The sequence below is a fragment of the Paenibacillus sp. Paensp38 genome (assembly GCF_059491915.1).
The window spans coordinates 3,758,968-3,777,888 of record NZ_CP168516.1; the positions used below are offsets into that span (position 1 = coordinate 3,758,968).

An 18,921-nucleotide genomic window follows, 5' to 3' on the forward strand; every position below is an offset into this window, starting at 1 on the left:
GCCGTAGCCTGTAGCTCCTTGCGTCAGATATGATTGTAACAGAAACAAAGAACCACCGAAAATATACTCGGTCCAAAAACATTCACTACCAAAAGGAGCTTCCATATATGAAGATCACACTAATCCGCAACGCAACCTTATGGCTGGAATACGCTGGAGTAAAATTTTTGATCGATCCTATGTTGAGCGATGCTGGCGCAAATCCGCCGGTTCCCAATACGGAAAATGCCCGCCGTAATCCGCTGGTTCCCTTGCCGCCACAATGGCAGGCACTCGGACAGCCTGACGTTGTCATCGTCACACATTTACATCCCGATCATTGGGACCCGGCAGCAGTACGCTGGTTGGACAAACAAATTCCTGTCTTCTGCCAGCCCGGAAATGAAGAACAAATCACTGCTGATGGTTTTACACAGGTTACCCCGATTCCGTTGGCTGGTTCTGTGGGAGAAATTGAGATTATCCGTACAACCGGGCATCACGGCACCGGAGAAATCGGGGAGCAGATGGGACCCGTATCCGGCTTTGTTTTTCAGGCACCAGGTGAACCTGTCGTCTATTTGGCCGGGGATACGATCTGGTGCAGTGAAATCGCGGAAACACTGGATAAATACCGTCCTGACTGGACAATTGTGAACGCTGGAGGAGCACGGTTTACGGTAGGTGATCCCATTATTATGACTGCCCAAGATGTAACGGCGGTAGCACAACATGCCCCTTATACACAAATCGTGGCTGTCCACATGGAAGCAATCAATCATTGTCTACTAACTCGCTCAGAGCTTACGGAACATATCAACCGTGAAGGTTTAAAGGGGCGCGTCCATATTCCGGCAGATGGAGCGACGGTTTCGGAGTAAGGCAATCGTCCTGAGTCACCGTTTGCGCCTATTTTGAATATATTGGATTTCAAAACGTATAAAGAAGGGATTATCGATGAATTGGCAATATCCTAATTACGGTACAGAAACCCAATGTAAAGAAGTTCCGATTACTTTTCCTCCCCAGCATCAATATAGACAGCCGGGGTTGGAATACCTAATGGTTCCACGCCCTATTTATGATAATCCAAAGTATATCGGCACTGGAAAGCTTCAGGATCGGGTGGCGATTATTAGCGGTGGGGACAGTGGTATTGGTCGCGCGGTTGCAGTGGCATTTGCCAAGGAAGGGGCCGATGTGGTCATTGCCTATCTCGATGAGCATCGAGATGCTATGGAAACCCGTGATGTCATTCACAGGCTTGGCCGACGTTGTTTGTTAATTCCGGGGGATCTAAGGCTAAAAAGCAACTGCTGTCTGGTTGTTCAACAAACGATGGAAACCTTTGGTCGTATTGACATCCTGATTAACAACCTAGGTATTCAGTTTGTGCGCGAATCGTATCTGGATATCAGTGAGCAGCAGCTTCGTGATACGTTTGATACGAATATTATTTCCTTCTTCCATATGACTACAGAAGCATTGCCGTATATGCGGGCTGGGGCTAGCATCGTCAATACGGCATCGGTGACAGCCTATGTGGGTCAAAAGAATATGATCGACTATTCAGCTACCAAAGGAGCTATCGTCAGCTTCACCCGCGCTTTGGCTAATAATCTGGTCGATCAGGGTATTCGCGTGAATGCCATTGCGCCCGGTCCGATCTGGACTCCGCTGAATCCGGCCACACAGTCGCCTGAAGTCATTCGCACCTTCGGCAGCAATACACCAATGAAGCGTGCCGGGCAGCCTTATGAATTGGCTCCTGCCTATGTGCTGCTGGCTTCGGATGACGGTTCCTACATTACAGGCCAAACGCTGCATATAAACGGCGGCCAAATGGTCACCACTTAGTTTCGTTGGCTGATAGCCACAAGACCCAACAAGCAAGAAAACCTCCAGCATCCACATTTCTAGTGGAACTGGAGGTTTTCTTGTTTTACGATACCGAATCTGAGCTTAAGCAGATCTTTTGTTTTTGTTGTAAATATCGAAGGCAACCGCCAGCAGCAGCACCAAGCCCTTGATTCCTTGCTGCCAGTCAATACCCAGACCGATCAGAGACATACCGTTATTCAGTACGCCCATGACCAAACCACCGATAATGGCTCCAAAAACGGTTCCGATCCCGCCGGATGCGGAAGCTCCACCGATAAAGCAGGCTGCGATGGCATCTAGCTCGAAGTTCGTACCCGCTCTCGGCGTAGCCGCGTTCAGACGTGCAGCAAAGATCAGACCGGAAATGGCGGCCAGCACCCCCATGTTGACGAATACCCAGAACGTTACTTTTTTCGTTTTGACACCGGACAGACCCGCTGCCTTTTCATTTCCACCCAACGCATACACATGACGTCCCATAATCGTGCGGTTCATGACGAAGGAGTACACAACGATCAGTATGAACAGCAGCACGAGAATGTTAGGTATCCCCGCGTAGCTCGCGAGCATGAAGGTGAACAGATTGATGACCGCAGCTACCACAATCAACTTGAGTACAAATAAAGCTTGTGACGGAACCTCGAATCCATATTTAAGCTGAGAACGACGTTCGCGAAGTTCGTTCACGATAAACCATACCGTGAGTGCAATGCCGACAATGATGGATACCAGGTTATAACCGGTAGATGAAAAATCCGGCAGGAAGCCTGAACTGATTTTCTGGAAGCCCCCCGGAAATGGAGAGATCGATTGACCTTCCAGCACAATCATGGTCAATCCACGGAAGAGCAGCATTCCCGCCAATGTAACGATAAATGCCGGAATCCGTACATAAGCGACCCAGAACCCTTGCCATGCGCCGATTAACGCTCCGACCAGCAAAGATGCAATCACAGCGATCCATGCTGGAAGCTGCCAATCGACCATCATTATGGCGGCAACCGCACCGACAAAAGCGGCTATGGAGCCGACGGACAAATCAATATGCCCAGTGATGATGACCAGCACCATCCCGATCGCCAGCACGAGAATATAGCTGTTTTGCAGAATCAGATTGGTAATATTAATCGGCTTCAACAGCAGGCCGCCCGTCAGCACCTCGAACAAAATCATAATGACGACCAGCGCAATCATCATGCCATATTGGCGGATGTTATTTTTAAATAGTTTAGTTATGGTTTCCATGCTTCACGCCTCCTGACTTGGTCATATATCTCATCAACGTTTCCTGCGACGCGCCCTCACGGCTAACCTCTCCAGTGATCCGCCCAGCATTCATGACATAAATCCGGTCACACAAACCTAGTACCTCTGGCAGCTCGGACGAAATGACCAGCACTCCCTTGCCTTCAGCGGCAAGTCGATGAATAATGGTATAAATTTCATATTTGGCACCCACATCAATGCCGCGTGTCGGCTCATCCAGAATCAGAATATCCGGCCCGGCGAAAATCCATTTGCTCAGCACCACCTTCTGCTGATTGCCACCACTCAGGTTACCCGTTTTCTGTAAAATGCTCGGTGCTTTTATGTTCATGCTTTTTTTCATTTCCTCTGCAACAACGACTTCCTCCTGCTCATTGACGACAGCACCCTTCGTCAGCTTGTTCAGGCCAGTCAGCGAAATATTACGCTTGATATCATCCATCAAAATGAGGCCATACTCCTTGCGATCCTCTGTCACATAGGCAAAGCCGTTGTTGATCGCGTCTGTAACCGTGTTGTTCTGGATCGGCTTGCCGTCTTTAATCAGCTGACCGGAAATGTTGCGTCCGTATGACTTGCCAAACACGCTCATCGCCAGCTCGGTCCGTCCCGCTCCCATCAGCCCGGCAATACCGACAATTTCACCGCGACGGATGTTCAAATTCACCTGATCCAGCACCTTGCGGTCTGCATGATGCTCGTGATACACCGTCCAATCCTTCACTTCCAGAACGACTTTGCCAATCTCGGCATGACGCTCTGGATAACGGCTGGTCAGATCACGTCCAACCATCCCGCTAATGATCCGATCCTCCGTGACCTCATCCTTTTTCATATCCAGTGTCTCAATCGTCTTCCCGTCCCGCAAAATCGTAATCGAATCCGACACCTTTGCGACTTCATTCAGCTTGTGGGAGATGAGAATGCAGGAAATGCCCTGTCTTTTAAATTCCAGCATCAAATTAAGCAGATTTTCACTATCATCCTCATTCAACGCCGCTGTCGGTTCATCGAGAATAAGCAGCTTTACCTTTTTAGAGAGCGCTTTCGCAATTTCGACCAGTTGTTGCTTCCCGACCCCGATGTTCGTAACTAATGTATTGGGATTCTCACTCAAACCGACCTTGGACAGCAGATCGCGTGTACCCACAAAAGTCTCTTTCCAATCAATCACACCGCCGTTGGCGCGTTCGTTGCCCAGATAAATATTTTCCGCAATTGAGAGATACGGGATCAGCGCCAGCTCCTGATGGATAATGACAATGCCTAGTTCCTCGCTCTGCTTGATATCCTTGAACTCACACGTTTTGCCCTGGAAAACAATATCCCCTTCATAGGTTCCATGCGGATATACACCGCTTAGTACCTTCATCAGCGTCGACTTGCCCGCACCATTCTCACCGCACAAGGAATGGATTTCGCCTTCCTTGACCTTGAGATTTACATTTTCCAATGCCTTCACACCGGGAAAGGTTTTGGTAATTCCCTTCATTTCCAAAATGATTCCAGTCATGGGATACGCTCCTTTCGGTTGGATTCCTACTCTTATTTCAGTCCAATTTGCTCTTTGGTGTAATAGTGACTGCCGACAATATCCTTCTCCACATTCGTCCGATCTACCGAGATCGGATCAAGCAAGTAGGCAGGAATGACCTTTTTACCGTTGTTATAGGATTTGACGTCATTCACTTCCGCTTGTTTGCCCTGTAAAATGCTGTTGGCCATTACGACCGTTTGCTCAGCCAGCTTGCGGGTATCCTTAAATACAGTTTGCGTCTGCTCCCCAGCCACAATGGACTTGATGGAAGCCAGCTCCGCATCCTGCCCTGTAATGATCGGCAGCGGCTTGTTCGCTGATCCATATCCGACCCCTTTCAGGGATGAAATGATACCGATGCTAATGCCGTCATACGGGGATAGTACCGCGTCCAGATTGGCCCCTGAATAGTAGGCACTCAGCAGATTATCCATCCGCGACTGCGCTAATGCTCCATCCCATCGCAGTGTAGCGATCTGCGCCATCGTCATCTGCTTGCTGCGCACGACCAGTTTGCCGGAATCCACGTACGGTTTAAGAACGGACATCGCGCCATTAAAGAAGAAATAAGCGTTATTGTCATCCGGTGAACCACCGAATAGCTCGATATTGAATGGGCCTTTGCCTTCCTTAAGTCCTAACTTTTTCTCAATATACGCCGCCTGTAGCACGCCCACCTTGAAGTTATCGAAAGTCGCATAATACGTTAAATACGGTGTGTTGCGAATCAGACGGTCATAAGAAATGACCTGAATGCCTCGGTCATGTGCCTTCTGAATCACATCCGTCAGCGTGTTTCCGTCGACCGAAGCGATCACCATAACATTGACGCCCTTGGTGATCATATTTTCGATTTGGGAGATTTGGTTTTCCACCACGTCCTCGGCGTACTGTAAATCCGTTTTATAGCCTTGCTCCTGAAACAACCGAACCATATTTTCTCCGTCCCCTACCCAACGCTCGGACGATTTAGTCGGCATGGAAATGCCCACATAGCCTTTTTCCTTGCTGCCCGTTCCACTCTCCGCCAAATTACAGGCCGAAAGCATCAGGGCCAAAACCAGAAGCCAAACGACAACAGCTCCTTTTTTCATATGAAGTTCCCCTTTCCTCATGTAATGCAGGTCATTTGAAGGTAAGGATTTTGCAAAATCCTCAGGTCAGTGCTAATTAGAGTTGAAATGAGATAGCGCTTACATAAGTGAGGCAGGAAGTGCCTCTCCTTTTTTTATGTGCAAACACATGGTATCATTCCAGGCCGGGAAAGGTCTTTGCTGGTTTTGAACTTTTTTTATAAAATTTTAACCTTTGTGTGTGGGGGGGAGGGTATTTGGATTTGAGGGAAATGGAGATTGTCGGGAGAGCGGTCATATATTTTGAAAACGAAAAAAAAGACTTTAGCGCCTGCTCACGATTGGCAAAGTCTCAATTTGTATAATCATTAAAATGTCAGCTGTACCTATCCGAAAAAAAGATAGGTTTATTCTCATGTTTAGCTTTGTCTAAAGCTTCTTCCGGCCAAGGGACCAATTCACAGGATTTTGAGCGTATTGCAGCAAGTACGGTGACTTTTCCTTGGTATTCTATTTGCATATGATTCGTTGTCATGAAGCATCACATTCTAGATTTTAGGATTTCTTTATTATTTATCCAGTTTATTTTGTCCGGAAAAAGAAAAACCCTGCTGAGACATCAAAATGTCTAGAGGATTCTTCGTTTTCTTCACTATTTTCCGATAAATTCTCTTGTTCTATTTAAAATTGCATCTGATGCCATATTATACATTTTATTATTAATACACATGCATAGATAAACTAATTTAGTAATTAAAGGTTCAGTGTCTCCAACATATTTATCACAAGTCTCTATTATAGATTTTTTATTAAAACGATCTACATCAAACTTGTCATAATCTTTATACACGATTTTATCAACTGGAATATCTCCGATCCAGCGTTTCAACTCCTCCATGCAATAAAGGAATGTTTTTTCATTTAAAATAGGTATATCATATCCTGTATCTCTACACATATAATCATTTGAAACTGACTGCGACAAAAATACTTGAACTGCTTTAGATAATTTATTGCCAGCAACAGAAATTCTTGCTAAATACCCCTTATACAAATCAAGTAATAACTGCATGCAATCTAAAACATCTTGATTCTCATAAGTTTCATACAGGGAGTAATATCCATAAGAAGTGTATATTTCATATTTTGTTTTTGTTAAATCGGTATTAAATAACTTTCCGTTTTGCAATGAAAGTAGCGCTTTTTCAAATCGCATCCAATCACGTCTAGCATATCGCAGCACTTCCGCACTGGAATTATAATCAATTCTTTGAAATTGTTTAATGAAAATATCATTTAACAAACCATAACTAGTACTAAATGCAGTAGGGTACTCGAACTGACCTTTGGCTTTATCAAATTCGCTCTGTAACGATTGTTTAATCCCGGCTAATCTCTTAAAAACCCCTTGCATAGTATGAGCTGAACAAATTCTAACACACTCGTCGAAAAACTTTTCTTTTTCTTCTATTCGAAGCTTGACCTCGTGAAAATTCACAGAAGACTCTAATTCACTAAGAATTGATGTAAGAATAAATGTAGCATTATTGTTATACTCATCATTACCAGTTAGAATACTATACCGTTCTCTAATTTCATCCGCAGATATATAATATCCATTATCCAGATCATTCAAACGTTCTTTAGCATCATCCAGACATGATTCAATATCTTCCTTAGATACTTGCCATTGAGTATCTGTCTCTAAAAAAATGAGAGGCTTATCAGAAATTGCGTTTAGAAAACTGCGATAATTATTTATATAGTCGCCTCTGCTGCCTTGATCGCGTGCATTATAAAGATATAACAAAACAGCACATTCTTTGATTTCTGGAGGAACACCAGCTTCTTCCTCAAGTGAATCGAGTAAACCTTGAGTATCAATAAACTCTAGTTCTGTCAAATCAAATTCATCCATTATCTTTTCAAACTCTTTTGAGGGACCCACTTCAATAGTTACTGTGCATTTTTCTAATGATTTAGCATGCTCAGCTACATCAGATAGATTAATTTCATAATTTTCAACTTTACCTTCTTTTAATTTACTAACCTTAGAAGAACAATTTTCTGAATCACGGTTAATATTATACCTAACAGGATTCTTAGTTTGACCAGACATTTCTGCTTCTTTATTTTTGGAGCCTATAAGGCCTCCTAATTGAGAAGCAACATCTTTCTCAACTAAGTGATTTAATAATGTAGACTTTCCTTTCCCTGAAATACCTATAACCCCAATTTTCATTTTGTTTTTTAAATACACATTTTTAACTTCCATTAATTATTCTCCTCTATATCTGATTCCAGCAAAAGAATAGAGAACTGCTCTCCTTAATTTCTCCAAGGATATTTCAGATCAAGATATTCCTCTTTTTCCTTGAGAAATTCCTCCATCCACTTTATAGCAATATATATTATATCTGAGTGATTACTCGCGTTGTATGCAAAAGATTTAATAAATTTAAAGTCTACCTCATAGTCACCTTGCATCCATGTGTCACCAGTTCCTTCTTGATGAATCCAAATAGATGGGATTCGATTAAAAGCACAAATCTTTGCTTCATCAATTTGACCTGCAGGAAATGATTTTTCTATAATTACAAATCTTGAAATAGACGCATATGCCAACATCTTCTCTTCGTTTGATATTGTACGAATTTCAGGTTGTTTTTTTATCAGTATAGGATGATATCCTAATTCTTTAACAGTTTCAGATATGCCGATTAGTTGTTGCATGTATTCATCTGGGCTATCTTTGCCCAGAATTAAAACTGTTTTTTCCTTAGACTCTTGCAACCAGTCTGCATAATTAAAAGTTTGATCATTTTTTTCAAACGCTGATAATCTAATCTGATTAATTCTGGTGTTATCAACAACTATAGTATAAAACTCTGGAAATACTTCGCTAAACCGTTCTCTATGAAATTGCTTAGTTTGCAACACGGAAAACAAATTACTGTATAGCCCATGTTGGCGAACACTATCAACAAAATTGCTACAATTATCTTTATGTGGTAAAAACTTATTCAAAATATCATCTTTATCTAAATTAAGTGATCGACAAATTCCAGCTAGTTCGATTGCAGAATATGAAAGTTTAAGAAAATCTACTAATCTACTTTCATCTTTGAACTCTAAGCTAATATGTGAAGCCAAATAACTTCCCCTTCTCTCCTGTATTGTCAAGTGTCAGTCGTACAAACTTAGATTCCTCCAATTCCTCCGGTATATCAATAGTAGTAATAATATACTGAAAGTCTACAATATCATTTTTTTCCATTAAATCATTCTCTAACTGTATAATAAAGCTAAAAATCCGTCTATACACCTTGGGATCAATGTCTCGTACATTAGGTGAATCATGAATTAAAAATTTAGGATGGTTAGTATCTTGTAGTGCGGCTAGTTTTAGTAATGCTAGATCAAAAGCTATAACTCTTATTGTAAACGAAGCCGCTCCGTCATCTATTCCCTCGGTTAATTCTTTATGTTTGATATCTAAAGAAAAATTTCCTTTTCTTTCACTTCTTTTTAGCATTCCAACACGACTATTACTGTACAAAAATCCCACTACTTCGTTTACTAACTCTTTGAAATAAGTTAGTCTTTTATCAACTTCCTTTTGAATTGTTGCTATGGACTTATTTATACCACTGAGTCTATCTTTCGCACTCTGCCAATCTAAATAATAGGAATCAACATCACTATTTATTTTGAATAGATTATTTAAGTTATTAAGCTCTCTTTGTAAAATCTTTATTTCACTTTCCTTATTATCTATCATTTCTAATATTTCATTAACATCCTTTTTCAACTCATGATCAATTATATTAATCATTTGTTGCAATTCCTGTTTACTGTTTTCAAGTCTATCAATTTCGAAACGATGTAAACTAGTTGCATCAATAAGTTCTAATCTTTCATTGGAAAGTACTGTTTTTATTAATCGAACAGATTGATCAGAAACTTGGCTGATAGTATGAGCACATTCTTTAGCATCTTCAGGTAAAAAAGGTCGCAGACATGTAGGACACTGTTTGTATCCATAACGATTAAAAATATGAGTTGCGGATTGTGCGATATCTATTTTTTGCAATTCACCTTGAATTTCATTAATTGTTGCACCATAATTTTTAATACGGTGAGAGTGAATATTTATATCTTGATTTAACTGCATCATTTCCTGAACCAGTTTACTACGTCTTTGGTTAGCTAAATCCTGTGTTTTATTTATATTTACTAATTCTTGTTTATATTTTGATAAAATCTCTTCGTGGCTGTTAATTTCTTCTTTAATATTTCTTATCTGACTTTGAAGTTCTACTTCCGTTACTTTCAATTGATGCCTTGCATATTTCATAATAACATTATAAGTTTTCTGTTTTTCGCTTGTTTCTTCTGAAACGACTGACTGTTGTATCTCCAATTCCGTTTTTTGTGGTGTTAATAAATTTAAAAGAAATTCAATCCTTTTCCGTTTCACTTGAGCATTTTCATAATAAGTCGCAGGTTGAGCTAAATTTTGAAATCCACCTACTTGATTTCGAAGCAGCATAGAGATTATTTGTCTCCATGATACTAATTTCTTATTATTAAAAAAATTTTGTTCTTGGAATATTTCGCTTTCCAAGAATGAGCAGTACTCTTTAACTTCCTTCATTTTAAAATCAATTTCATACCCATTGATAAGATCATTAATAACCCAATTTTCATAAATTGAGATCAATTGACCATTAATTATCCCTCTCTGAATGGTATAGCGTTTTTCTCCAATTGAGAATTCCAAATACAACTGCATAAGTTCCATACGATCTTTCGCAGCTTTTTTATCATCTGCAAGAAAATTTTCTTTACCTAATCCATAATTTATTAGGTCAATAAAGGTAGATTTCCCAACGCTGTTTCTCGTATTAATATTTTCCGTTCCCGCGTCTTTTGCTAATATAATGTTAAGCCCTTTACGAAAAGTGATATCTATTTCTTTTTCCGAAGGGTATACAAGTAATCGGTTAAGATACAATGAGTTTACCATTTTATATACCACCAACTATCCCTTTTATGCGTTCCTTTAAATCATCTAATGAAATTTGATCCATTAATTGAGAAATATACTTTGCTTTATGTACAACTAACTCAAAACTTTCGTTTGTCAATAAATCAACTGAACTGGAGCGAACATCTTCTTTCAAACAAATGTATTGATCAGCTATTATAATCATATCTCTAGACAATAATTCTTTAAGTCCACTGAGAAATCGACTATTATATTTTTCAATAATGACATTTGAAAGCATTACATCCAGATTATCTTTTTCCCATTCTGGTATCTTGGACATAAATACTCTTTTATCATCTAAACTTAATAGTTCATTCATCACATTAACGAAACGAAATAAATACATGCCTATTGCAATTTCATCGAGAGTAGCTCTTTTGATAAAATGTAAAAATGTTAATAAATACATTCCATTTAGAACACCACTTTCTTCAACGTTATTCAAATCACCTTCCGCTGCAAGATCACGTTTACTCATTTAAAATCCCTCATTCATTAAAAATATAACACTGAAAAGTGGTGTCGAATATAACACCATAAATTTGATCTTCAATATCTTCTCTAACTTGATATTCCTCAGGCAAAATATTAAACAATTCATTGACGAGTTCATTTAATCTGTAGTCCGCATTATATTGGTCAGGAGGAAATCTTACAAGAATTCGCTTTGAGTAGAACTTTTGAACCTTTTGATTTAATAATACAAAATGATCATCAAAGCCTAGCTTTTTCGCCTTCCTTTTCAAAACACCATTATCATTCTTCGATCTTACTGCCAAAGTCTGATTACTTGGTGAGAACTTCGCTTTGTTTTTCAATTTATCGTGAAACTTAGTGAAATCTTCAGCCACACTTTTGTCTGAAGTTGACGTATCAGATTCTTCAATAGCATTTATTGAATCAAGCTGCTCTAGTAATACTGAATAAAGATTAGACAACTGAAATGCTATTTGAGTATCTAGCTTACTTAAGCGATTCGAGCCTAATCTTGCGGAATTACTTCGAAGTCGCTCGATTTCAAACGTTAATTCTAAACTCATTCCGTATCGGACAGCAGTTGTTACAATAGAGTCTGCTTTCTGTGGATTGGTTGTACCCTCTCCAAATACATCTTCCGGATTTTGATCAATTGAGCGTGCCAGGCAGCGCCAATCGTAAACCTGAAGATTCATTTCACATAAAGATTGAATAAGCTGTTGTTGCTCTTTAGGGGATGGCGTATGACTACTTAACATTAGAATTCCTCTCTATACATTTATATATTAAAACACAAATAGCAAATTCAAAGAACATAAATCCCGCCTAAAAAGACCTGCCTAGATAATGATTCAATAGACCCAATAAAATGCCTGAAAATTTTAACAAAATAGGACAAAATAACGAACAACTTAGTTCATTGTAACATTCTGGATAACATAATTGAAGCACGGATTTTCCTGAATTCTATCAATTTATAAGAAACTGTAATATCATTACTAATCCCCTCAGAATTATTTTTCTTCGCTATATTTCGTGGCTGAAAGCATGTTGATAGTGATAATAAAGCAATATTACTTGGAGCTTCAATAGACATGACTGCTCGCAACAGCCTCTAAACACAAGGATTTCGTGATACTTATCACATATTCTTCCCACAACTTCGAGTAGCGAAATAGCCAGTTTATTACACGTTTTAATACTCGTATTTTATAAATGGATACGGAAGAGCGTATTACTCGATATACAATGAGCCTCAAGAATCAATTCTTGAGGTTCACTGTATATCGTTTTCTTAATTTAATATTTCAGTATCACCTATATTAATCCGTCAGCTCTGCTGCATTCGCCCCATGTACTTCTGCCAGCGCTCGGATGACTTCCAGCATATCCGCCAGCTCTTCCAGCGCATCCTGATCTTTTTCCGCTTCAAAATATTCCCCGACTTCTTCACGAAGCTTCGTTCGCAGTTCCTGCTTATATTCCTCTGGGTCCAAAATGCGTGTCCGACATTCCTTACCTTGAGACATAATGAGTTGCGGAATCCGATCTCGCACCAGTTTGTTGTATGTAGGCATATGAAAATAACACCCTTTCTGATGTGGAGGTGTTAGCCATCATCCAACATCTTCCTTTTCGTCATTATATCATTAGCTCAAAAAGAACCGGGTATTATTGATAAAAGATCTACCGATTCATTGAACGAATTTTCTTTATAAATAGACGGATACCGCTTAGACGGATCAGCTACGATCCGCTGTGACAGAGACTCTAGAATAGAGTCCGTTTTATAAAGCAACTTGTCTACTTCCTCCTGTCTCATCGTCTCCTCGGATGCTTCATCCTCTCCCGAAACCAGATAATGTACCGTACCGATAAACAGCACCATATCTAAATTGGGCTCAGCATCTGTGTGAATTAAAGGGAATAGGTCAGTCATGGATCGAATGTACGATGGAATGATTTGGTTTCGATGAACATACATGGCCTTAGCCATAGAAAACATCGCTCGATCACAAAGAATGAGGCAGTTTTGAAACTGATTATGGTCGCGCATCATCTGTGCAAGCTTGATCTGGTATTCGGCAAGCTTTTGAAAATCCATCATGCAATTGAATATGTAGGTGTCGCTGTACTTAGGCAATTTGAAATCGGAATCACTATGTAGTTGGGGACTTAAGGAGTAATGTTTCATGGGGAATCAACTCCTGAATTAAAATTTCATAAATAAGGGTTTTGCAAAATCCTGAAACAAATGTGAGCAACGTAGCACAAATATGTAACCATCAAGATGTATAATTTTCTAGCTACCGGACAAGCTTCCTAATAAATATTACTATATAGTAGTTTTTAATTCAATTTACTTACTAACACTTATTAATTAGATGTAACTCTTTCTCTACACTTCTAACTAGAGGATTTTGCAAAATCCAACAAGCGACTTCCAATAATAATATATAGGTCGTGATGATCTAGTTCGTCTATATATTGCACTTTGGAGCGATTGAAATCGATTTTGTAGAACCCTTACTATAGAGAGGTGTATTCATGTCAGAACTTTTGGAATTAGTCGGTACACGTATTCGAGATATTCGAAAGTCTAAAGGGCTTTCCCAAGAAGCTTTAGCCGAAAAAGCAGGATTCAATTCGAGTTATATTGGATTTATTGAGCGAGCGGAGAGAAATATATCTTTGAAAAATCTGGAGAAAATAGCGAAGGCATTGAACGTGGGCGTCTATCAGTTGCTTACATATGTGAAGGACAATGATGAGCTTACCGAAGAACATTCGAGTATTAAAACCATTTTAACTCTCCTAAGAACTCGTGAATCCAAAGATACTGAACTGGCATTAAAGATTCTTACGGACATCTTTATAAGAATCGATGAACGATGAAACAAAAAAGGAACTGCGCTTTGCAGTTCCCCACCAACCCCTTACGACAACGCCAACATCGCTTTCATATCTTCCTCTGCGGTAGTAATTAGCTTCAAGCCAAACATCTCCACCAGTACATCCAGCACGCCAGAAGAAATGAACTCAGGCGGCTTCGGCCCAATGCGAATATCTTGGATGCCAAGGCTGAACAAGCCCAGCAGAATGGCAACCGCTTTTTGCTCAAACCAGGACAGCACAATGCTGACAGGCAGCTCGTTCACCGTACAACCGAAAGCATCCGCTAATGCCAGAGCGATTTTCACAGTAGAACCCGAATTGTTGCATTGCCCCAAATCAATATAACGGGGAATCCCTGTATCTCCAACGGTTCCATAATCCACGTCATTGAAGCGGAATTTACCACAGGATGTGGTCAGAATGACCGTATCGTTCGGCAAGGATGTAGCCAGCTCGCGATAATAGTTGCCGCCTTTGCCTGGTGCGTCGCAGCCTGCAATAACGAAGAAACGGCGGATATGCCCGTCTTTAACGGCCTGAATAATTTCAGGAGCCAGCCCGATGACCGTCTCGTGATGGTATCCTGTCGTAAGCACCTGTTCCGACTCTACATCTGCGGCTGGCAGAGCCAACGCGCGCTCGATCAATGGAGAGAAATCGTCGTCCATGATCTTAGCTACTCCCTCCAGCCCGGCTACTTCATAAGAGAAGAAGCGGTCTGCATACGTGCCTTTAATCGGCATAACACAGTTCGTCGTAGCCAGAATTGCGCCCGGGAACTCTTCGAACAGTCTACGCTGGTCATACCAGGCTTTACCGATATTCCCTTTGAGATGTGCATATTTCTTCAATGCCGGATAACCGTGAGCAGGCAGCATTTCCGAGTGAGTATAGATATTGATGCCCTTGCCCTCTGTCTGCCGCAGCAATTCCTCCAGCGCATATAAATTATGTCCGGTCACGACGATGCATTGGCCTTCGATTTTATTTTGGCTGACCGTAATCGGCTGCGGAATGCCAAAACGATCCGTATGCGCACGATCCAGCACATCCATGATCCGTACAGCCGCATTTCCGACCTTCATCGCCATTTCCAAATGCTCTTGTACATTAAAGTTAGAATTGGTTAAGGTCATATATAACGCTTCATGCGTGATGCGATCTACCTCAGGATCGGTATAGCCCAACTGGCGAGCATGTGTCGCATAGGCAGCAATCCCTTTTAATGCAAAAATCATCGTATCCTGCAAGCTCGCTATCGTCTCATCTTTCCCGCACACCCCAACTACTTTACACCCGCCACTCGGCGTCTGTTCACACTGATAACAAAACATATCGTTTTCCTCCAAATATTTATAGATATTTGTTCGTTATCCCCAGCGTAACAAACCCCTGAATGCGTAGGTGTGATTACACACACATTTTTTAGCATTTATCATAATAAGACAGTGTAAGACAATTCCACATTCCAATTATTCCTATTCCAACGAATTTTCCTGAATTCCCCCGCCTTTACGGTACTGTACAGGAGACACGCCCATGGTCTTTTTAAAAGCGGTGCTAAAATAGTGCTGACTGTCGTATCCCGTACGTTCTGCTATATCATAGATAGACAACGTCGTGGAATCCAGCAGTTGCACCGCTTTACGGATACGGGCACGCGTGACGAGGGTCACGAAGCTGTCGTTGAGCTCCTTTTTCAGCACGCGGCTGAGATATACGGCGGATACCTGTAGCCGCGAGGCAAGGGCTTCCAGCGTCAACTCCCGGTCTGCGTAGCCTTCCTGAATAAGCTGCCGAGCACGGCGTACGATGGGAGACAGCTGCGATTCGCCATACACCCGATCCCGACACACCCGGTACGCATCCATTGCGTCTTCCAGCCCACCCGCGTTGGATTCCACATGCGTATGAACCGCTATATTCAGGTAGCGTCCAATCGCCTGCTCCATGGAAGCGCCAATCGTCTCGGGTGCCTCCTGCCACAGGCATATGCCGATCAGCCCGTTCGCATCGCGGAACAATACATGTGGCAGGTCCTCCAGCAGTTCGCCAATAATATTCTCAGCGGCAAAAAGAAACAACTGGCGGTCATTCTCGCGCATAATCGTCTGCCGGGCCTCTGCCGCTGGCCACCGTACGACACCGATCTGAGCAGGCGGCCGCGATGGAAGCCGTAAAAACGCCAACTGCTCCATGACATCTATGCCCATATGTTGCCCTTCCAGCCATTCCAGGCAAAACCGCTGGCGCAACAACGGAATATTCCGCTCAATCTGCCCGGCAGCTTGTTCTACATAGGCGGCACGCTTACGCTCTTCCTCGAGCCGCTGACCGAGCCGCGACAGCGCAGCGTGAAGCTGCTCAGCATCTACCGGCTTCAAGATATAATCCTCTACGCCAAGTCGGACTGCCTCCTGCGCATAAGCAAATTCATCATGCCCGGAAATGATTAGACAGCGGCACTCCGGACGTACTTCCCGCAGCCGACGAATCAGTTCAATCCCGTCCATGAACGGCATATTCATATCGACCAGCATGATATCTATGCGAAGCTGACCCACCAGCTCCAGCGCTTCTTCACCATCCTCCGCCTCAGCTGCAACCTCCATGCCGAGTGCCGCCCAGTCTATGCAATCCCGTATCCCCTCTCGGATGATCGGCTCATCATCTGCGATCAATACTTGGTAACGCTGTGCTGTCCCTGTTATCACTTCCGTTATGGCCTGGTCAATCAGACTCACCGTCGTTGAGTTGTCTCTGCCCTTTGATTTCGTCATCCTGACCCTCTCCTTTTTCATGCGGCTTCTTCAGTTGCGCCATATCCAGCAGCAGCGGATGAATGATCGTCACGCAGGTGCCTGCTCCTTCTTTACTATCCAGTACAATTCCATATTCCTCACCAAAAGATAGCCGGATACGCGCTTGTACATTCAGCATGCCGTAGCTTCTACCATTTGTACTAGCCCCACTTTGCTTCTGCTGTCCTTCCATCGCCTCCAGCGGTATTTCCAGCAATTCACGCAGCTCACGCAGCCTTTCTGCCGCCATCCCTGCGCCATCATCACGCACCGTCAGCAGCAGCTTGTCGCCTTCAGCTTTAGCTTCTATCCAAATCGTGCCTGGGCCACGTCTGGCCTTGATGCCGTGATAAATCGCATTTTCCACTACAGGCTGAAGCATCAACTTCAACACGAACAGATCCTTTAGCTCGTCGGGTACATTCAACTCCCAGCGAAGTCGGTCACGATAGCGGGTTTGCTGGATTTGCATATAGCTAGATATATGCTCAATCTCGGAGCGCAGCGGAATAAAGTCATCCCCCTTGCTCAGCCCGAGACGAAACAATCTCGATAGCGCTCCTACCATGTCAGATACGTCGTCTACTCCATTTCTTCGGGCCATCCAATGAATCGTATCTAGCGTATTGTATAGAAAATGGGGCTTAATATGCTCCTGAAGGCTGCGTAGCTCGGCATCCCGTTTTTGCCGTTCTCTCAGTTCGCTAAGTGACATGAGACGGCGAATTTGCTCCAGCATCCGGTTAAAGCTCCGCCCCAGCATTCCGACTTCATCCCCACGGTCACTCCATTGGCGAACTGTAAGATCCCCTGTCTCTGCCGTCCGCATATAGGACATCAGCCGGAAAATTGGCTGCGCAATGGAACTCGACAATCGCAAGGATGCCGTTAAGCCAAATAGACATACAATGAAAACAAAACAGACGACATAGAACTGAATTTGTCGCACTTCCAGTGTAGATTCGCGTGCCGGGAATACCCCCACTGTTCTCCAGCCCGTGAATTCGGAAGCCCTGAACATGAACAGCAATTCCCTGCCCCCAGCTTCACGGGTAAACATCCCGCTGTCACCTGCCCCGAACCATTGCGGTGGAATGCGCTCAATCAAAGGCATATCCGGCCTGTACACGCTGCGTCCCTCAGCATCTGTCACCATTAAATACCCACTTTTGCCCAAGGTTACATCTCTGGCGGCCTGCGACACAGCCCGTAGCTTGAGGTCAATCATTATCGCGCCTAGCACGCGTCCGGTTTCCGAATCCGTAACCGAACGAACGACGGAGACAATTTCACTGTCCTTGTACCGGACATGAGTGGTCACATTACGGTGGCTCGGCTGTCCTAGCACAGTGAATATGCCTGCATGCTGCGCCGCCTGTTGGTACCAATCTTCTTCCGTCAGGCTACGCGTGCTTCGAGCATACATTTCGTTGCTGATATAGTCGCCTTTTTCGTTCACGATCAGAATCCCTGCAATTTCAGGATATAACGTAGTATAGCCCTGCAAAAATTGCTTCATTTTATACAGCGTATCCTGCTCCTGTACAGAACTTAATGCCTGCTTGGAGCTGAGAGCCTGATTTTGCACCGAGTTCTGAGTCTGCTCCCCCTGGTTTTCCGGTGTTATTACACTCGCATGACCTGCGTGGCCGTCAGCCAGCGTCTTCCCTTTCCAGAACTCCCCGATATCGGGGTTAAAAGCAATCAGATACGTCATGTTCTGCAAATTTTCCATTTTGGTGTCCAGTGCTTCATTTACCTTGCCAATCAACTGCATCGTATGGTCTTCCACCTGCCGCTCAATAATCCGTTCCACCGTCCAATTGACCAGCAGACCTAATCCCAGCGAAGGTACAATGCCAAACAACAGGAACAGAAGCATCAGCTGATAACGTAAGGGCATATTGCGCAAGCGTAACCGCGGCATCATGTGGTGCACTCCTAGCTGGATACGCTTCC

Annotated in this window: 15 protein-coding genes and 2 pseudogenes; 3 read left to right on the top strand and 14 right to left on the bottom strand. The window is 42.8% G+C overall.

The window, feature by feature from the left end:
- Window positions 1-107 precede the first annotated feature (107 nt).
- Window positions 108-860, top strand: a complete 753-nt coding sequence (locus ACEN8J_RS16610) for an MBL fold metallo-hydrolase (protein ID WP_495593735.1) — start codon at window positions 108-110, stop codon at window positions 858-860.
- A 76-nt stretch (window positions 861-936) separates the two neighbouring features.
- Window positions 937-1,836, top strand: coding sequence for an SDR family oxidoreductase (locus ACEN8J_RS16615; RefSeq protein ID WP_069011529.1), 900 nt, complete (start codon window positions 937-939; stop codon window positions 1,834-1,836).
- 105 nt (window positions 1,837-1,941) lie between these two features.
- Here ACEN8J_RS16615 and mmsB read toward each other — a convergent pair whose 3' ends face one another.
- From mmsB to ACEN8J_RS16670, 11 genes and pseudogenes are all read right to left on the bottom strand, one after another.
- On the bottom strand, window positions 1,942-3,105 hold the full coding sequence (mmsB, locus tag ACEN8J_RS16620; RefSeq protein WP_039269462.1) for a multiple monosaccharide ABC transporter permease: 1,164 nt from the start codon (window positions 3,103-3,105) through the stop codon (window positions 1,942-1,944).
- Window positions 3,089-4,639: a multiple monosaccharide ABC transporter ATP-binding protein gene (gene mmsA / locus ACEN8J_RS16625; RefSeq protein WP_495593736.1), complete on the bottom strand. Its 1,551-nt coding sequence runs from the start codon at window positions 4,637-4,639 to the stop codon at window positions 3,089-3,091. Before mmsA ends, mmsB begins: the two co-directional genes overlap by 17 nt.
- A 32-nt stretch (window positions 4,640-4,671) precedes the next feature.
- Window positions 4,672-5,757 carry a multiple monosaccharide ABC transporter substrate-binding protein gene (chvE, locus tag ACEN8J_RS16630; RefSeq protein WP_495593737.1) on the bottom strand — a complete coding sequence of 362 codons (1,086 nt, stop codon included), beginning with the start codon at window positions 5,755-5,757 and terminating at the stop codon, window positions 4,672-4,674.
- Window positions 5,758-6,115: 358 nt separating this feature from the next.
- Window positions 6,116-6,222 (bottom strand): annotated as a pseudogene (locus ACEN8J_RS16635) (DUF255 domain-containing protein); the annotation flags it as partial.
- Window positions 6,223-6,388: 166 nt separating this feature from the next.
- Complete coding sequence (locus tag ACEN8J_RS16640; protein ID WP_495593738.1) at window positions 6,389-8,011, bottom strand: GTPase; 1,623 nt, start codon at window positions 8,009-8,011, stop codon at window positions 6,389-6,391.
- A 53-nt stretch (window positions 8,012-8,064) separates the two neighbouring features.
- Entirely contained in the window at window positions 8,065-8,889 is an 825-nt protein-coding gene (locus ACEN8J_RS16645; RefSeq protein ID WP_495593739.1) for a hypothetical protein, read from the bottom strand.
- A complete protein-coding gene (locus ACEN8J_RS16650; RefSeq protein WP_495593740.1) occupies window positions 8,873-10,765 on the bottom strand; it encodes a DUF2326 domain-containing protein in 1,893 nt (630 codons plus the stop codon). Before ACEN8J_RS16650 ends, ACEN8J_RS16645 begins: the two co-directional genes overlap by 17 nt.
- A 1-nt stretch (window position 10,766) precedes the next feature.
- Window positions 10,767-11,267, bottom strand: a complete 501-nt coding sequence (locus ACEN8J_RS16655) for a hypothetical protein (RefSeq protein WP_495593741.1) — start codon at window positions 11,265-11,267, stop codon at window positions 10,767-10,769.
- Between the two features lie 10 nt (window positions 11,268-11,277).
- Complete coding sequence (locus tag ACEN8J_RS16660) at window positions 11,278-12,024, bottom strand: hypothetical protein (RefSeq protein WP_495593742.1); 747 nt, start codon at window positions 12,022-12,024, stop codon at window positions 11,278-11,280.
- Window positions 12,025-12,597: 573 nt separating this feature from the next.
- Window positions 12,598-12,843: pseudogene (locus ACEN8J_RS16665) on the bottom strand (nucleoside triphosphate pyrophosphohydrolase); the annotation flags it as partial.
- A gap of 77 nt (window positions 12,844-12,920) precedes the next feature.
- Window positions 12,921-13,460, bottom strand: coding sequence for a HEPN domain-containing protein (locus ACEN8J_RS16670; RefSeq protein ID WP_029516130.1), 540 nt, complete (start codon window positions 13,458-13,460; stop codon window positions 12,921-12,923).
- Between the two features lie 353 nt (window positions 13,461-13,813).
- On the opposite strand from ACEN8J_RS16670, the gene ACEN8J_RS16675 reads away from it, so the two are divergent.
- On the top strand, window positions 13,814-14,161 hold the full coding sequence (locus ACEN8J_RS16675; RefSeq protein WP_029516129.1) for a helix-turn-helix domain-containing protein: 348 nt from the start codon (window positions 13,814-13,816) through the stop codon (window positions 14,159-14,161).
- Window positions 14,162-14,202: 41 nt separating this feature from the next.
- Here the strand turns inward: ACEN8J_RS16675 and hcp are convergent, their stop codons facing one another.
- The 3 genes from hcp to ACEN8J_RS16690 form a co-directional block, all read right to left on the bottom strand.
- Window positions 14,203-15,495 carry a hydroxylamine reductase gene (hcp, locus tag ACEN8J_RS16680; RefSeq protein WP_340931532.1) on the bottom strand — a complete coding sequence of 431 codons (1,293 nt, stop codon included), beginning with the start codon at window positions 15,493-15,495 and terminating at the stop codon, window positions 14,203-14,205.
- 144 nt (window positions 15,496-15,639) lie between these two features.
- The gene (locus tag ACEN8J_RS16685; protein ID WP_495593744.1) at window positions 15,640-16,941 is read right to left on the bottom strand and encodes a response regulator; all 1,302 of its coding nucleotides are present in this window, start codon (window positions 16,939-16,941) and stop codon (window positions 15,640-15,642) included.
- Window positions 16,892-18,892, bottom strand: a complete 2,001-nt coding sequence (locus tag ACEN8J_RS16690) for a cache domain-containing sensor histidine kinase (RefSeq protein WP_495593745.1) — start codon at window positions 18,890-18,892, stop codon at window positions 16,892-16,894. The genes ACEN8J_RS16685 and ACEN8J_RS16690 overlap by 50 nt, the downstream gene beginning before the upstream one ends.
- Between the last annotated feature and the right edge of the window lie 29 nt (window positions 18,893-18,921).

Bases quoted from the DNA above. Each gene is read 5' to 3' on its own strand.
- ACEN8J_RS16610 (WP_495593735.1), top strand. From the start codon at position 108: ATGAAGATCACACTAATCCGCAACGCAACCTTATGGCTGGAATACGCT.
- ACEN8J_RS16615 (WP_069011529.1), top strand. From the start codon at position 937: ATGAATTGGCAATATCCTAATTACGGTACAGAAACCCAATGTAAAGAA.
- mmsB (WP_039269462.1), bottom strand. From the start codon at position 3,105: ATGGAAACCATAACTAAACTATTTAAAAATAACATCCGCCAATATGGC.
- mmsA (WP_495593736.1), bottom strand. From the start codon at position 4,639: ATGACTGGAATCATTTTGGAAATGAAGGGAATTACCAAAACCTTTCCC.
- chvE (WP_495593737.1), bottom strand. From the start codon at position 5,757: ATGAAAAAAGGAGCTGTTGTCGTTTGGCTTCTGGTTTTGGCCCTGATG.
- ACEN8J_RS16640 (WP_495593738.1), bottom strand. From the start codon at position 8,011: ATGGAAGTTAAAAATGTGTATTTAAAAAACAAAATGAAAATTGGGGTT.
- ACEN8J_RS16650 (WP_495593740.1), bottom strand. From the start codon at position 10,765: ATGGTAAACTCATTGTATCTTAACCGATTACTTGTATACCCTTCGGAA.
- ACEN8J_RS16655 (WP_495593741.1), bottom strand. From the start codon at position 11,267: ATGAGTAAACGTGATCTTGCAGCGGAAGGTGATTTGAATAACGTTGAA.
- ACEN8J_RS16660 (WP_495593742.1), bottom strand. From the start codon at position 12,024: ATGTTAAGTAGTCATACGCCATCCCCTAAAGAGCAACAACAGCTTATT.
- ACEN8J_RS16670 (WP_029516130.1), bottom strand. From the start codon at position 13,460: ATGAAACATTACTCCTTAAGTCCCCAACTACATAGTGATTCCGATTTC.
- ACEN8J_RS16675 (WP_029516129.1), top strand. From the start codon at position 13,814: ATGTCAGAACTTTTGGAATTAGTCGGTACACGTATTCGAGATATTCGA.
- hcp (WP_340931532.1), bottom strand. From the start codon at position 15,495: ATGTTTTGTTATCAGTGTGAACAGACGCCGAGTGGCGGGTGTAAAGTA.
- ACEN8J_RS16685 (WP_495593744.1), bottom strand. From the start codon at position 16,941: ATGACGAAATCAAAGGGCAGAGACAACTCAACGACGGTGAGTCTGATT.
- ACEN8J_RS16690 (WP_495593745.1), bottom strand. From the start codon at position 18,892: ATGATGCCGCGGTTACGCTTGCGCAATATGCCCTTACGTTATCAGCTG.